Source organism: Klebsiella sp. CN_Kp104 (assembly GCF_040064515.1).
In the GTDB taxonomy this organism is placed as follows: domain Bacteria; phylum Pseudomonadota; class Gammaproteobacteria; order Enterobacterales; family Enterobacteriaceae; genus Klebsiella; species Klebsiella aerogenes.
Genome location: NZ_JBEAII010000006.1, coordinates 1 through 14801, shown reverse-complemented (window position 1 = coordinate 14801; position 14801 = coordinate 1). Strand labels below are relative to the sequence as shown.

The window sequence follows — 14801 nt, the reverse complement described above, 5'->3', positions numbered from 1 at the left end:
GCTATCCGGCCCGGCCGGTACGCTTATTTGGTGATTTGCGCGTGCATTTCCTGCACCGAAATCACCTTCTCGGTCGCATCGGCATTCAGCGCCATCGCGGTGGCGAAGCCGCCGTTCAGGGTGGTGTCGTAATGCACCTTGTATTGCAGCGCGCTGCGGCGAATCAGCTTGGAGTCTTCAATCGCCTGACGTCCTGCGGTGGTGTTGATGATGTAGGTATATTCGCCATTCTTGATACGGTCCTGAATGTGCGGACGACCTTCATGCACCTTGTTCACCAGACGCGGATTGATACCGGCTTCACCCAGAACAATCGCGGTACCGTGGGTTGCATCCAGCTCGAAGCCCTGTTTCAGCAGTTTTGCCGCCAGGTCGACAACGCGCTCTTTGTCGCCTTCGCGAACGGAGAGCAGCGCGCGGCCCTGTTTCTTCATGGTGGAGTTGCTGCCCAGCTGCGCTTTGGCGAACGCTTCCGCGAAGGTGCGGCCCACGCCCATCACTTCCCCGGTAGAGCGCATTTCCGGCCCTAACAGCGGGTCAACGCCCGGGAATTTGTTGAACGGCAGCACCACCTCTTTCACCGAGTAGTACGGCGGGATGATTTCTTTGGTGACGCCCTGCTGCGCCAGGGTTTTACCGGCCATTACGCGTGCCGCCACTTTCGCCAGCGGTACGCCGGTGGCTTTCGAGACGAACGGTACGGTACGCGCCGCGCGCGGGTTGACTTCAATCAGGTACACTTCGTTGTTTTTCACCGCGAACTGTACGTTCATCAGGCCGCGAACCTGCAGTTCGAAGGCCAGTTTCTGCACCTGCTCACGCATCACATCCTGAATCTCTTTGCTCAGAGTGTAGGCTGGCAGAGAACAGGCGGAGTCGCCGGAGTGCACGCCCGCTTGTTCGATATGTTCCATGATGCCGCCAATCAGCACCATTTCGCCATCGCAGATAGCGTCAACATCGACTTCAACCGCGTCGTCGAGGAAACGGTCCAGCAGTACCGGCGCATCGTTAGAAACGCTCACCGCGGTCTGGAAGTAACGGCGCAGGTCAGCTTCGTCATAAACGATTTCCATCGCGCGGCCGCCGAGCACGTAAGACGGGCGAACCACCAGCGGATAGCCGATCTCTTTTGCCTTCTCAACCGCTTGCTCAATCGCAGTCACGGTGGCGTTCGCCGGCTGCTTCAGTTTCAGGCGGTCAACCGCATGCTGGAAGCGCTCGCGGTCTTCAGCGCGGTCGATGGCGTCCGGGCTGGTGCCGATAACCGGCACGCCTGCGGCTTCCAGTTCACGCGCCAGCTTCAGTGGGGTCTGGCCGCCGTACTGCACGATGACGCCTTTCGGCTTCTCGATGCGCACGATTTCCAGTACGTCCTCCAGCGTTACCGGCTCGAAGTACAGACGGTCGGAGGTGTCGTAGTCGGTCGAAACGGTTTCCGGGTTACAGTTGACCATGATGGTCTCGTAACCGTCTTCGCGCAGCGCCAGCGAAGCGTGTACGCAGCAGTAGTCAAACTCGATACCCTGGCCGATACGGTTCGGGCCGCCGCCGAGCACCATGATTTTATCGCGGTCTACCGACGGGTTGGATTCGCACTCGTCTTCATAGGTAGAGTACATGTAGGCGGTATCGGTGGCGAATTCCGCCGCGCAGGTATCCACGCGCTTGTAGACCGGGTGCAGGTTGTAGTGATCGCGCAGCTTGCGGATTTCCGCTTCGCGCACGCCCGCCAGTTTCGCCAGACGCGCATCGGCAAAGCCTTTACGCTTCAGGTGGCGCAGGAAGTCAGCGTCGAGGCCGTTGATGCCCACAGCCGCCACTTTCTCTTCCAGGCGCACCAGCTCTTCGATTTGTACCAGGAACCAGCGGTCGATATTGGTCAGGTTGAAGACGCCGTCGACGGAGAGGCCGGCGCGGAAGGCATCAGCGATGTACCAGATACGCTCGGCGCCCGCGTCTTTCAGCTCGCGGCGGATTTTGGTCAGCGCTTCCGGATCGTCGAGGCTGACTTTCGGGTCGAAGCCGGTGGCGCCCACTTCCAGGCCGCGCAGCGCTTTCTGCAGAGATTCCTGCTGCGTGCGACCAATCGCCATCACTTCGCCGACGGATTTCATCTGCGTGGTCAGACGGTCGTTAGCGCCAGCAAATTTTTCAAAGTTAAAGCGTGGAATTTTGGTCACAACATAGTCGATGGACGGTTCGAAGGAAGCCGGAGTACGGCCGCCGGTAATGTCGTTCATCAGCTCATCGAGGGTGTAACCTACCGCCAGCTTCGCCGCCACTTTGGCAATCGGGAAGCCGGTCGCTTTTGAGGCCAGCGCCGAAGAGCGGGATACGCGCGGGTTCATTTCGATAACGATAAGGCGACCATCTTTCGGGTTCACCGAGAACTGTACGTTAGAACCGCCGGTTTCCACACCGATTTCACGCAGTACCGCCATCGAGGCGTTACGCATGATTTGGTATTCTTTGTCGGTCAGGGTCTGCGCCGGGGCGACGGTGATGGAGTCGCCGGTGTGAATCCCCATGGCATCGAAGTTTTCAATCGAGCAGACGATGATGCAGTTGTCGTTCTTATCGCGTACGACTTCCATCTCGTACTCTTTCCAGCCGATCAGCGATTCATCAATCAGCAGTTCGTTGGTCGGAGAGAGATCCAGGCCGCGTTCGCAGATTTCTTCGAACTCTTCGCGGTTATAGGCGATACCGCCGCCGGTGCCGCCCATAGTAAAGGACGGACGGATGATGCATGGGAAGCCAACTTCAGCGGCCACCGCCAGCGCTTCTTCCATGGTGTGCGCAATGCCGGAACGCGCGGTGTCGAGACCGATTTTTTTCATCGCCACGTCGAAGCGACGGCGGTCTTCCGCTTTATCGATCGCATCGGCGGTCGCACCAATCATGGTCACACCGAACTCTGCCAGCACGCCCTGACGCTCCAGCTCCAGCGCGCAGTTCAGCGCGGTCTGGCCGCCCATGGTCGGCAGCACCGCGTCCGGACGCTCTTTTTCGATAATTTTACGCACCACTTCCCAGTGAATCGGCTCGATATAGGTCGCATCGGCCATTTCCGGGTCGGTCATGATGGTCGCCGGGTTAGAGTTCACCAGAATAACGCGGTAACCCTCTTCGCGCAGGGCTTTACAGGCCTGGGCGCCAGAGTAGTCAAACTCACACGCCTGACCGATAACAATCGGGCCCGCGCCCAGAATCAGGATACTTTTTATGTCTGTACGTTTTGGCATGGCTCTTTTACTCCTGATTATTTCGCGGACTGACGGTATTGCTCAATTAACTCGATAAAGTGGTCGAACAGCGGCGCGGCATCGTGCGGACCCGGGCTCGCTTCAGGGTGCCCCTGGAAGCTAAACGCCGGCTTGTCGGTACGATGGATCCCCTGCAGGGTACCGTCGAACAGTGACTTGTGGGTCACGCGCAGGTTGGCAGGCAGCGTCGCTTCGTCAACGGCAAAGCCGTGGTTCTGAGCGGTAATCATCACTACATTGTTATCGATATCTTTAACCGGGTGGTTACCGCCGTGGTGGCCGAATTTCATCTTAATGGTCTTCGCGCCGCTCGCCAGCGCCAGCAGCTGATGGCCGAGACAGATGCCAAAGACCGGAATATCGGTGGTGAGGAATTTTTCAATCGCCGCAATGGCGTAATCGCACGGCGCCGGGTCGCCAGGGCCGTTAGACAGGAAAATACCGTCCGGATTCAGTTTAAGCACGTCTTCTGCCGACGTTTGCGCCGGAACGATAGTCAGGCGGCAGCCGCGGTCAACCAGCATCCGCAGGATATTGCGCTTGGCGCCGAAGTCATAAGCCACGACGTGGAACGGCAGATCGCTTTCCGCCTTCGCTTCCGGCAGGTCGCCCGCCAGTGTCCAGCTCCCCTGGGTCCAGGCGTAAGTCTCTGCGGTCGTGACCTCTTTCGCCAGGTCCATGCCGTTCAGACCAGGGAATGCCTGGGCTTTTTCCAGCGCCAGTTGGGCATCAAGATTATCGCCGGCGATGATGCAGCCATTCTGCGCCCCTTTCTCACGCAGTAAACGCGTCAGCTTACGGGTATCGATATCGGCAATGGCCACAATGTTATGGCGCTTCAGGTAAGAAGAAAGGTCTTCGGTATTGCGGAAATTGCTGGCAATCAGCGGCAGGTCGCGAATCACCAGACCTTGTGCATGTACCTGAGAAGATTCTTCATCGGCGGCGTTGGTGCCGACATTTCCAATATGGGGATAAGTAAGAGTGACGATTTGGCGGGAATAGGAAGGATCAGTGAGGATTTCTTGATAACCGGTCATTGAAGTATTGAAAACGACTTCCCCAACCGCCGTGCCGGTTGCCCCGATGGCCCGACCGTGAAACTGGGTTCCGTCTTCCAGAACCAAAAGCGCTGACTTAATCAAAACACCCTCCAGAGAATATTCACTCACTTTATTTGCATATTAATTCAGACATAGATCTGAATCAATGCAAATTTTTGCCCGCAGAATTTTGGCAAACGGCGGCATTCTGGAGAGATGTCGGGTAAAAGTCAACTTAAAGCAGATATTTTTAACCTTATTTTACGCCACTGGCGCGTAACGGGCGATTTTTACGGTAAAAAGATCAACTAACCTGGTTGAGAAAACGCTTGCGGGCGTGGAAAACTGTAAAATCACTCACCGGAGGGGAAAAAAGTGGACCAGATGGTCAAAATTTACAATCTAATAACCATAAATAATGAGATAAGTCAGATTTTTAAACCACTAACAAAGAAAAACAGTTCAAGATGCAAAAATAAAAAAGGGCAATAAAATATTGCCCTTTGCAATCAATCACATATTGAATGCAATAACCACATCACGATGGGTAATAATCATTATAAAACATTCAGATCAAGCACATCTTTCATATCAAAGAGACCACTTTTTTTGTCTTTCAACCATAAAGCAGAACGAACGGCGCCATTGGCAAAAGTCATCCGACTGGAAGCCTTGTGGGTAATTTCGATACGTTCCCCGATATCGGCGAACATCGCCGTATGTTCGCCGACGATGTCGCCCGCGCGAACGGTAGCAAAGCCAATGGTACCCGGAACGCGTTCGCCGGTATGACCTTCACGACTGTAGACGGCGCAGTCCTTCAGATCTTTGTTCAATGCCCCGGCGATCGCCTCGCCCATCGCCAGCGCGGTACCTGATGGCGCATCCACTTTATGCCTGTGGTGCGCTTCGATAATTTCGATATCGGTATAATCGCCCATCACCTTCGCCGCTTTCTCCAGCAGCTTTAACAGCACGTTGACGCCAACGCTAAAGTTAGCGGCAAAGACGATGGCAATGTCCTGCGCGGCATCGCTAATCGCCTGCTTTCCGGCATCATCAAAACCGGTGGTGCCGATCACCATCCCTTTGCCGTGCTGACGGCAGAAAGCCAGATGGTTGAGCGTGCCTTCCGGGCGAGTAAAATCGATCAATACATCGAAATCATCGTTTACCGCCGCCAGGCTACTTTGTACCGTAACGCCTGATTTGCCTGCGCCTGCCAGCTCGCCCGCATCGCTGCCCACCAGGCTTGAACCTTCGCGCTCCAGCGCCGCGCCAAGCGCCACGCCTTCCATCTGCAGCGCAGCCTGAATTAACTGGCGTCCCATCCGGCCTCCCGCGCCGGCGATGGCCACGCGGATTTGTGCATCTTGCATAGCTATTCTCTTTTGTTAACTTCACGTGAATTGTTTTCAGAGTAACCAGCCCGTTGCATAGCCGCTACTCAAAAACGCCGATAATTAGAAATTTATGACAAACGGCGGTCGATATCAGTAAAAACTATATGATTGTGCCGCGATTCGGCGTTTAAGTAGTGGAATTCGGGTGGGGGTACGGTAGCGCCCCGCCCGCGCGGTGCGGGCTAAGGCGTTGTTGTACTAAATCAAAGAGGGAAAAGCTCACCGGCGGGAAAAGCGGACAAAAACCAGGTTACCGCCAACAAATCGGCGCTGCCGCCGGGGCTAAGGTGGCGGGCAATCAGTTCGTCATCGAATTGACGCAACGCCTCCAGCCCGCCGTCAGCCATGACGCCGCCCTGCCACAACAGCCGCTGCGCCTCCTGCTGCACAAAGTTCAAGCCGGCAAGCCCGCCGCGTGAGACCAGATTGGTGTCATCATTCCACGCCATCAGATGCAGCAAGGTTTGCAGCAACGCCAGGTTGCTATCGCCAGTCTCTTCCATCATGCGGTTGAACACCGGTAGCGCCTGGGTACGCACGGTACGAAAGCCGCTCTCAGCCTCGCCGCGGGCGCCGGAGAGACCATAACGTAGAAAATGGGCTTCGCCTTTGCTTAACGGTTCGCCGCTGGAAGCGGAGAGTTCTTGCATAACCATGCCGCGACAGAATCGCGCCACCTGGTCGCACAGCCGATGCTGTTCAATCGGCTCCCCTTTCGATACCAGCCTTCCCGCCGCCGCGCTCAGCAAACCGAAAGCGAAGATCGCCCCGCGATGGGTATTCACCCCGCCGGTGACCTCCAGCATATCGTTCTCACAGGCCATTCCCACTGGACGCAGCATCATTAACACCTGTTCCGGCACGATCGCCGCGGTATCGTGGCCCATGATGAAAAATTTCTCCATCCACGGCGCCACCACCGCGGTACTGGCCTCAAACGAGGCCAGGTCCATATCGTGATGGGCGCCAGCGTTACGAATATCCACCAACCCGGGCTTTGGGGTCAGGCGAACTTCGGTCAACAGCGCGCGCTCTACCGCGCTGACCACCTCTTCAGCGTTCAGCGGTTTCACGCGCAGCGAACGCTGCGGATTGATTAACACTTCGCTCATTGCCCTTCCCCCTCTGCATTTAGTCGCTGTTTTTCACCTGACGAATAACATCAAGCACGGAGCCATCGCGATAGCGCACCACCGCCACCACCCGATCGGTAAACTCGATCGGCTGCGGCTTGCCAGTTAGCAGTTCCGCACGCTGCTGCAGTTCCTCAATAGTCATCAGCGGAATGCCCGCGTTGCGCAAATTGTCGATCAGATCCTGGCGCGCCGGGTTTACCGCTATGCCATGGTCGGTGACCAGCACATCTACGCTGGCTCCCGGCGTGACGCGGGTCAGCACTTTTTCCACGACGCAGGGAATACGGCCGCGAACTAATGGCGCGGTAATGATGGTCAAATCCGCACCGGCGGCGGTATCGCTATGGCCGCCGGACGCGCCGCGCAGCACGCCGTTAGAGCCGGTCATCACGTTAACGTTAAAGTCGGTATCGATTTCCAGCGCGCTGAGCATCACCACGTTTAAGCGCTCGCAGGAGGCGCCTTTAGAGCCCGGGCTGGCATACTGGTTGGTGGAGATCTCAACGTGGTTTGGGTTCTGCGCCAATGAACGCGCCGCGTCGCCATCAAACGACTGGGTATCGAGCAGCGTTTTAATCAACCCTTTTTCGTGCAGGTCAACCATCGTCCCGGTGATGCCGCCAAGGCCGAAGCTGGCGGTAATACCGTTACGGCGCATTTTATCTTCGAGGAAGCGGCTCACCGCCAGCGAGGCGCCGCCGGTACCGGTCTGCAGCGAGAAACCGTCTTTAAAGTACCCGGAATGCTCAACGACTTTCGCCGCCTGGCGGGCGATCAGCAACTCACGCGGGTTGCTGGTCAGACGGATCGCGCCAGCGGTGATTTTTTCCGGATCACCGACTTCGTCCACCTGGACTATCAGATCGACCTGATCCTGGGCGATACTGGCCGGATAGTTAGGATAATCCACCCACTCTTCGGTCAGCAGCACTACGCATTTGGCATGTTCCGCATCAACGCGCGCGTAGCCCAGCGAACCGCAGCGTGATTTACCGCTAAAGCCGTTGGCGTTGCCAAACTCATCGCAGCAAGGAACGCCGAGAAACGCGACATCAATCGACAGCTCGCCGCTTTGAATCAGCTGTACGCGACCGCCGTGGGAGTGGATCTGTACCGGGTTTTCCATTAAACCGGCGGAGATCTCCTCGCCCAACTTGCCGCGCAGGCCGGAGGTGTAGATCTGGCGGATCACGCCATTTTTAATATGCTCGATCAGCGGCCAGTGGGCGTCGATCAGCGAACTGGATGCCAGCGTCAGATCGCGAAAACCCATTTCCGCCAGCTTCGCCACTACCATATTGACGACTTTGTCACCGCCGCGAAACGCGTGGTGGAACGAAATGGTCATGCCGTTTTGCAAACCGGAACGACGAATCGCCGTTTCCAGCGAATCGCAGATTTTACGCTGACGTTTTTCGCTTTCGCTCGCCAACCACGGGCTTTTCGCCGTCACGCCCGCATAAGGCGCTAACCCTTCCGGCATCACGTACTGCTGATTAAGCATTGTTACTGTCTCTTTCATCTTATTCCCCTTAATCACGAATACCGGAAGCCGAGAGCGCCACCACTTTGCGAGCATGGTCGATAATCGGTCCATCGATCATCTTGCCGTTCAGCGATACCACGCCAAGACCTCGCGTTTCGGCTTCTTCCGCCGCGGCAATCACTTCCAGCGCGTGATCGACCTCTTTGCGCGTCGGGGCATAGACCTGATGCAGGAGTTCAATTTGTCGTGGGTTAACCAACGATTTGCCGTTAAAACCGAGGTTTTTGGCCAGATTAGCTTCCGCCAGGAAGCCCTCTTCGTTATTGATATCCGACCACACCACGTCATAGGCGGCGATGCCGGCAACGCGCGCGGCATGCAGCACGGCGCAGCGGGCGTAGAACAGTTCAGTACCGTCGCCGCGGGAGGTGCCCATATCCATAACGTAATCGAAGGCCGCCAGCGCGATCGCCGCCAGACGTGGGCTGGCGCGGGCGATCTCCACCGCGTTCACCACGCCCAGCGCCGACTCGATCGCCGCCATTAACTTGGTGCTGCCCACTTCCCGGCCGCACTCGCGTTCAATCCGCTCAACATGCGCTTCCAGCTCATGGATATCTTCTTTGCTGTCGGTTTTCGGCAGACGCACCATATCCACGCCCGCGCGGACTACCGCTTCAAGGTCGGCGAGACCGAACGGCGTATTCAGCGGGTTAATGCGCACCACGGTTTCGATATCCTGATACAGCGGATGCTGCAGCGCCTGATGCACCAGCAGGCGGGCGGTATCTTTTTCGCGTAGCGAAACGGCATCTTCAAGGTCGAACATCACCGCATCGGCGCCGTAAACGAATGAAGTGCTTAACATGGCGGCATTGGCGCCAGGGATGAACAGCATACTGCGACGTGGTTTCATAGCTGGCTCCATTGTAATTGGGACTGTTGCGCCGCGCGCAGCGCCGCGGCCTGTACGCGGGCCCGCAGTACGCACTCCAGCGCGCCTTTATCATCGACCACCACGTTGGCCTGCTTCACGCCAAGCTGCGCCAGCGTTTCTCTGACTACCTGCTCAATTGCGGCGCCAAACTGCTGTTTCACAATGCTGTCGATTTCCAGCTGAATGCCCGGCTGCGCCGCCGGTCCAATCCTGACCATCACATCGCTGGACTCCAGCGTGCCGGCCAGGGCGTCAATCTTCATTTCCATAGGGGAAAATCCTTAGTTAGGGCATAAAAATCAGGCGGTTTGATGTTCGCTTTCCGCCAGTTGCATCAGAAAAGAGAGGGTCCCCGGCGGTACCAGCGCCGCGACCGCCTGCCAGTTGCGCTGTCGATAGAGTTCGCGTACTCGGGAGGCCGACACGGGCCCGCCATTTTTTTCGATTCGCGCCAGCTCAACCACTTCAATGGGCGGCGCCTCGCCTGGCGCTTCCAGTAGTGACTTCATGCGCTGGTTGTAATTACGAGTCAGGGGACACAGCGGCTCGGTGCCAACAAAGCGATGGGTGATCTGCAGCGCCGGGGCCAGGCGCTCGCGGAAGAGCTGCAGGTCAATCTGGCTGTGGCAGTCATCAACCACCCCCTGCTCTTTCAGGAAATAGCCGGGGAACGTCGCCCGCGAGATCAGATACGCCGAACCGGGGTGCAGCGTCACGTTATCGATGCCGGCAATCCCCTGTTCAATGAGTTTGAAGCGATCGTGATAGGAAAAGCAGGACGCATCTTCTTTGACCACAAACAGATGTAGCCAGTCGCACTGGCTGGCCGCCTGTTCCACCAACCAGCGGTGGCCAAGGGTGAAGGGGTTGGCGTTCATCACGATAGCGCCGATTTTTTTTCCCGGCTGACGATACATCGCCAGCTGTCGGCAGTAACGAGTCAGTCGTTCGCGGCTATTTTCCATTAGCACGGCGCGGTCGCCCGCCTGGGCTATCGGCCAGAAGCCGGCGCCGGAAAATAGCGCGGCATTGCAAGGTTTAGTGAACAAAAACAGTTCGCTGCGCCCCAATTCATAGGCCAGCGTCAGGAGCTCGGTCAGTAATTTAAGGCTCAGCCCTTCCCCCTGCAGCGAGGGATCGATGGCAATACATTTCAGTACATTGCCGGCAATAGCACCGCAGCCGACCAGCCGCTGTTGATACTCGGCGACGATCGCCATTTCACAGTCGGCTTCTAACGACAGCTGATGCTGGCGAAGAAACCGATCGATCGCTTCTCGCCGCGGTTTATCTTTTAATAGCTGAACGCGTTTTAATATCAGAGTCATTTTTAGCGCTTCGTTATTCCAAAACGAACTGTATTTCGCCAGCGTTCGGCTGTTGATACTTGTATTTAAGTCACAGTTTTTCTCGTGGCTTAATTGGCTTTATGGTTTTTATGTTGTTAATTAATTCAGCATCATTAAACCAATTAAATTAATAAAAAACACGAGTATTCAGTGAAGGTAATCACACCTTACCACTAAAGCTATTTATTACTATGCGCCGGTATTATTACTCCATCAATAAACAGGAAAACGTTTATGACTAACATGAGTCAGGCTCCGGCGACGGAGAAGAAGGGTGTTAGCGACCTGCTGGGATTTAAAATCTTCGGCATGCCGCTTCCCCTTTACGCGTTTGCGTTAATTACGCTATTACTTTCACATTTTTATAACGCTTTACCCACCGACATCGTCGGCGGTTTTGCCATCATGTTTATCATCGGCGCTATATTCGGTGAAATTGGCAAACGCCTGCCAATATTCAACAAATATATAGGTGGTGCTCCAGTAATGATTTTCCTGGTAGCCGCTTATTTTGTTTACGCCGGTATTTTTACGCAGAAAGAAATCGATGCTATCAGCAACGTTATGGATAAGAGTAACTTCCTTAACTTATTCATCGCGGTATTAATTACCGGAGCAATTCTGTCGGTGAACCGCCGGCTGCTGCTGAAATCTCTGCTCGGCTATATTCCAACCATCCTGATGGGCATTGTCGGCGCGTCTATTTTCGGCATCGCTATCGGCCTGGTGTTCGGCATTCCGGTGGATCGCATCATGATGCTGTATGTCCTGCCGATCATGGGTGGCGGCAACGGCGCGGGCGCGGTTCCGCTGTCGGAGATCTATCACTCCGTCACCGGTCGTTCTCGCGAAGAGTACTACTCAACCGCTATCGCTATTCTGACCATCGCTAACATCTTCGCCATCGTCTTTGCCGCCGTCCTCGATATCATCGGCAAAAAACACACCTGGATGAGCGGCGAAGGCGAACTGGTGCGTAAAGCCTCGTTCAAAGTCGAAGATGACGAGAAAGCGGGACAAATCACGCATCGTGAAACCGCCGTCGGTCTGGTGCTTGCCACGACCTGTTTCCTGCTGGCGTACGTCGTCGCGAAGAAAATCCTGCCAAGCATTGGCGGCGTTTCGATTCACTACTTCGCGTGGATGGTGCTGATCGTTGCAGCGCTGAACGCCTCCGGCCTGTGTTCACCGGAAATCAAAGCCGGCGCCAAGCGTCTGTCTGATTTCTTCTCTAAACAGCTGCTGTGGGTACTGATGGTCGGCGTCGGCGTCTGCTACACCGACCTGCAGGAAATCATCAACGCCATCACCTTCGCTAACGTCGTTATCGCCGCCATTATCGTTATCGGCGCAGTGATCGGCGCGGCGATTGGCGGCTGGATGATGGGCTTCTTCCCAATTGAATCAGCGATCACCGCTGGCCTGTGTATGGCTAACCGCGGCGGTTCCGGCGACCTGGAAGTTCTTTCTGCCTGTAACCGTATGAGCCTTATCTCTTATGCGCAAATCTCCTCCCGTTTGGGCGGCGGTATTGTGCTGGTCATCGCCAGCATCGTGTTCGGCATGATGATTTAACCCATACGCACGATGGCGCCGTTGAGCGGCCGAAGAAGTTGACCCAGTCAGGGACCAGCGCCGGGGGCGGCTGCGGGAAATCCACCCTGCTCCTTAGCCGGAAGCGTCGACAAGCTCGCCAACCAACGCGCCATCGTGCCCTTATTCGAGATTTTTTATGACTGATGCCGTTCTGTTAGGCGAAGGCTTCACCCTGATGTTCCTCGGCATGGGCTTCGTGCTGGCGTTTCTGCTGCTGCTCATTTTCGCCATCCGGGGAATGTCTCTCGCCGTTACCCGTCTGTTCCCTGAGCCGCCTGCCGCGCCCAAACCGGCGCCCGCGGCCGTCGCGCCCGCCGACGACTTCGCTCGTTTAAAGCCGGCGATTGTCGCCGCCATTCACCACCATCGCCGCCTTAATTCTTAATTCACGGAGGAATTCATGACCGTTGCCATTACCGATGTCGTCCTGCGCGACGCCCACCAGTCCCTGTTCGCCACCCGTCTGCGTCTCGACGATATGCTGCCCGTTGCGGCTGCGCTCGACGACGTCGGCTACCGCTCCCTCGAATGCTGGGGCGGCGCCACCTTTGACGCCTGCATCCGCTTCCTCGGCGAGGACCCGTGGGTCCGCCTGCGCGAGCTGAAAAAGGCAATGCCGAAAACTCCGCTGCAGATGCTGCTCCGCGGCCAGAACCTGCTCGGCTACCGCCACTACGCCGATGATGTAGTGGAGCGCTTTGTGGAGCGCGCCGTCAAAAACGGCATGGACGTGTTCCGCGTCTTTGATGCCATGAACGACCCGCGCAACATGCAGGCCGCCCTGCAGGCGGTCCGCCGCTACGGCGCCCACGCCCAGGGCACCCTCAGCTACACCACCAGCCCGGCGCACACCCTGCAGACCTGGCTCGACCTCACCGAACAACTGCTGGAGACCGGCGTCGACTCCATCGCCATCAAGGACATGTCCGGCATCCTCACCCCGCATGCCGCCTTTGAGCTGGTCAGCGAAATCAAAAAACGCTATGACGTCACCCTGCACCTGCACTGCCACGCCACCACCGGCATGGCGGAGATGGCACTGCTGAAGGCCATTGAAGCCGGCGTCGACGGCGTCGATACCGCCATCTCCTCGATGAGCGCCACCTATGGCCACCCGGCCACCGAAGCGCTGGTGGCTACCCTCGCCGGCACGCCGTACGACACCGGCCTCGATATCCATAAGCTGGAGAGCATCGCCGCGTACTTCCGCGAGGTGCGCAAAAAATACCACGCCTTCGAAGGCCAGCTGAAAGGCACCGACAGCCGTATCCTGGTCGCCCAGGTGCCGGGTGGCATGCTCACCAACCTCGAAGGCCAGCTGAAGCAGCAGAGCGCCGCCGATAAGCTGGACCAGGTGCTGGCGGAAATCCCCCGCGTGCGTGAGGACCTCGGCTTCATCCCGCTGGTCACCCCGACTTCACAAATTGTCGGCACCCAGGCGGTGCTCAACGTGCTGGGCGGCGAACGCTACAAAACCATTGCGAAGGAGACCGCCGGTATCCTGAAAGGCGAATACGGCCACACCCCGGCGCCGGTTAACGCCGCCCTGCAGGCGCGGGTGCTCGATGGCACCGACGCCGTCACCTGCCGCCCGGCCGACCTGCTGAAGCCGGAGCTGGCCGCGCTGGAAGCCGACGTGAAAAGCCAGGCGCAGGAGAAGGGCATCACGCTTTCTGAAAACGCCATCGACGACGTGCTCACCGTGGCGCTGTTCCCGCAAATCGGCCTGAAGTTCCTCGAAAACCGCCACAACCCGGCGGCCTTTGAGCCGGTGCCGCAGGTGGAAGAAGCCACCTCTGCCGCGCCGGCAAAAGCCGCCGCCTCCGGCGTCTACACCGTGGAAGTGGAAGGCAAAGCCTTCGTGGTCAAGGTCAGCGACGGCGGCGACGTCAGCCAGCTGACGGCGGCCACCCCGTCTTCCGCACCGGTTCAGGCTGCCGCCCCGGCCGGCGCCGGCACCCCGGTGACCGCGCCGCTGGCGGGCACCATCTGGAAGGTGCTGGCCAGCGAAGGCCAGGCGGTGGCGGAAGGCGAGGTGCTGCTGATTCTGGAAGCCATGAAGATGGAAACCGAAATCCGCGCCGCGCAGGCCGGTACCGTACGCGGTATCGCAGTGAAATCCGGCGATGCGGTGGCGGTCGGCGACACCCTGCTGCAGCTGGCGTAAGGACGAGGAGCGCAAATGGAAAGTCTGAACGCCCTGATTCAGGGCATGGGGCTGATGCACCTGCAGGCCGGCCAGGCGGCGATGCTGCTGGTCAGCCTGCTGCTGCTGTGGCTGGCGATTGCTAAAAAGTTCGAGCCGTTACTGCTGCTGCCGATTGGCTTCGGCGGCCTGCTCTCCAATATCCCGGAGGCCGGGCTGGCGCTGAGCGCGCTGGAAAACCTGCTGGCCCATCACGACCCGGTCCAGCTGGCGGTGATTGCCGCGAAGCTTAACTGCGCGCCGGACGTCCACGCCATCAAGGAGGCGCTGGCGCTGGCCCTGCCGTCGGTACAGGGGCAGATGGAGACACTGGCGGTGGACATGGGCTACTCCTCCGGAGTGCTGGCCATCTTCTATAAGGTGGCGATTGGCTCGG

General features: G+C 57.6%; 12 protein-coding genes. 4 read left to right on the top strand and 8 right to left on the bottom strand.

The window, feature by feature from the left end; translation table 11 throughout:
• Nucleotides 1-23 precede the first annotated feature (23 nt).
• The 8 genes from carB to citC all read right to left on the bottom strand — a co-directional run bounded on the left by carB (nucleotide 24) and on the right by citC (nucleotide 10602).
• Nucleotides 24-3248, bottom strand: coding sequence for a carbamoyl-phosphate synthase large subunit (gene carB / locus ABLU80_RS09120; protein ID WP_015368300.1), 3225 nt, complete (start codon nucleotides 3246-3248; stop codon nucleotides 24-26).
• Nucleotides 3249-3265: 17 nt separating this feature from the next.
• Entirely contained in the window at nucleotides 3266-4414 is a 1149-nt protein-coding gene (carA, locus tag ABLU80_RS09115; protein ID WP_015704367.1) for a glutamine-hydrolyzing carbamoyl-phosphate synthase small subunit, read from the bottom strand.
• Nucleotides 4415-4869: 455 nt separating this feature from the next.
• Complete coding sequence (gene dapB, locus ABLU80_RS09110) at nucleotides 4870-5691, bottom strand: 4-hydroxy-tetrahydrodipicolinate reductase (RefSeq protein ID WP_260842117.1); 822 nt, start codon at nucleotides 5689-5691, stop codon at nucleotides 4870-4872.
• Between the two features lie 227 nt (nucleotides 5692-5918).
• The gene (citG, locus tag ABLU80_RS09105; protein ID WP_015368305.1) at nucleotides 5919-6827 is read right to left on the bottom strand and encodes a triphosphoribosyl-dephospho-CoA synthase CitG; all 909 of its coding nucleotides are present in this window, start codon (nucleotides 6825-6827) and stop codon (nucleotides 5919-5921) included.
• 19 nt (nucleotides 6828-6846) lie between these two features.
• Nucleotides 6847-8373: a citrate lyase subunit alpha gene (citF, locus tag ABLU80_RS09100; protein ID WP_045411537.1), complete on the bottom strand. Its 1527-nt coding sequence runs from the start codon at nucleotides 8371-8373 to the stop codon at nucleotides 6847-6849.
• 10 nt (nucleotides 8374-8383) lie between these two features.
• Nucleotides 8384-9253, bottom strand: a complete 870-nt coding sequence (gene citE / locus ABLU80_RS09095; protein ID WP_015368307.1) for a citrate (pro-3S)-lyase subunit beta — start codon at nucleotides 9251-9253, stop codon at nucleotides 8384-8386.
• Nucleotides 9250-9543, bottom strand: a complete 294-nt coding sequence (gene citD / locus ABLU80_RS09090) for a citrate lyase acyl carrier protein (protein WP_012542888.1) — start codon at nucleotides 9541-9543, stop codon at nucleotides 9250-9252. The genes citE and citD overlap by 4 nt, the downstream gene beginning before the upstream one ends.
• 30 nt (nucleotides 9544-9573) lie before the next feature.
• Complete coding sequence (gene citC, locus ABLU80_RS09085) at nucleotides 9574-10602, bottom strand: [citrate (pro-3S)-lyase] ligase (protein ID WP_059444358.1); 1029 nt, start codon at nucleotides 10600-10602, stop codon at nucleotides 9574-9576.
• A 255-nt stretch (nucleotides 10603-10857) separates the two neighbouring features.
• Here citC and citS point away from each other — a divergent pair, with 255 nt between their 5' ends.
• The 4 genes from citS to ABLU80_RS09065 all read left to right on the top strand — a co-directional run.
• Nucleotides 10858-12198, top strand: a complete 1341-nt coding sequence (citS, locus tag ABLU80_RS09080; RefSeq protein ID WP_042893961.1) for a citrate/sodium symporter CitS — start codon at nucleotides 10858-10860, stop codon at nucleotides 12196-12198.
• Between the two features lie 157 nt (nucleotides 12199-12355).
• Nucleotides 12356-12604 (top strand): oxaloacetate decarboxylase subunit gamma, encoded by a 249-nt coding sequence (locus ABLU80_RS09075; RefSeq protein ID WP_015703617.1) that lies wholly within the window; start codon nucleotides 12356-12358, stop codon nucleotides 12602-12604.
• A 15-nt stretch (nucleotides 12605-12619) separates the two neighbouring features.
• Nucleotides 12620-14386: a sodium-extruding oxaloacetate decarboxylase subunit alpha gene (gene oadA / locus ABLU80_RS09070; protein ID WP_348849912.1), complete on the top strand. Its 1767-nt coding sequence runs from the start codon at nucleotides 12620-12622 to the stop codon at nucleotides 14384-14386.
• Nucleotides 14387-14401: 15 nt separating this feature from the next.
• A partial coding sequence (locus ABLU80_RS09065) for a sodium ion-translocating decarboxylase subunit beta (RefSeq protein ID WP_348849911.1) occupies nucleotides 14402-14801 on the top strand: 400 nt, incomplete at its 3' end.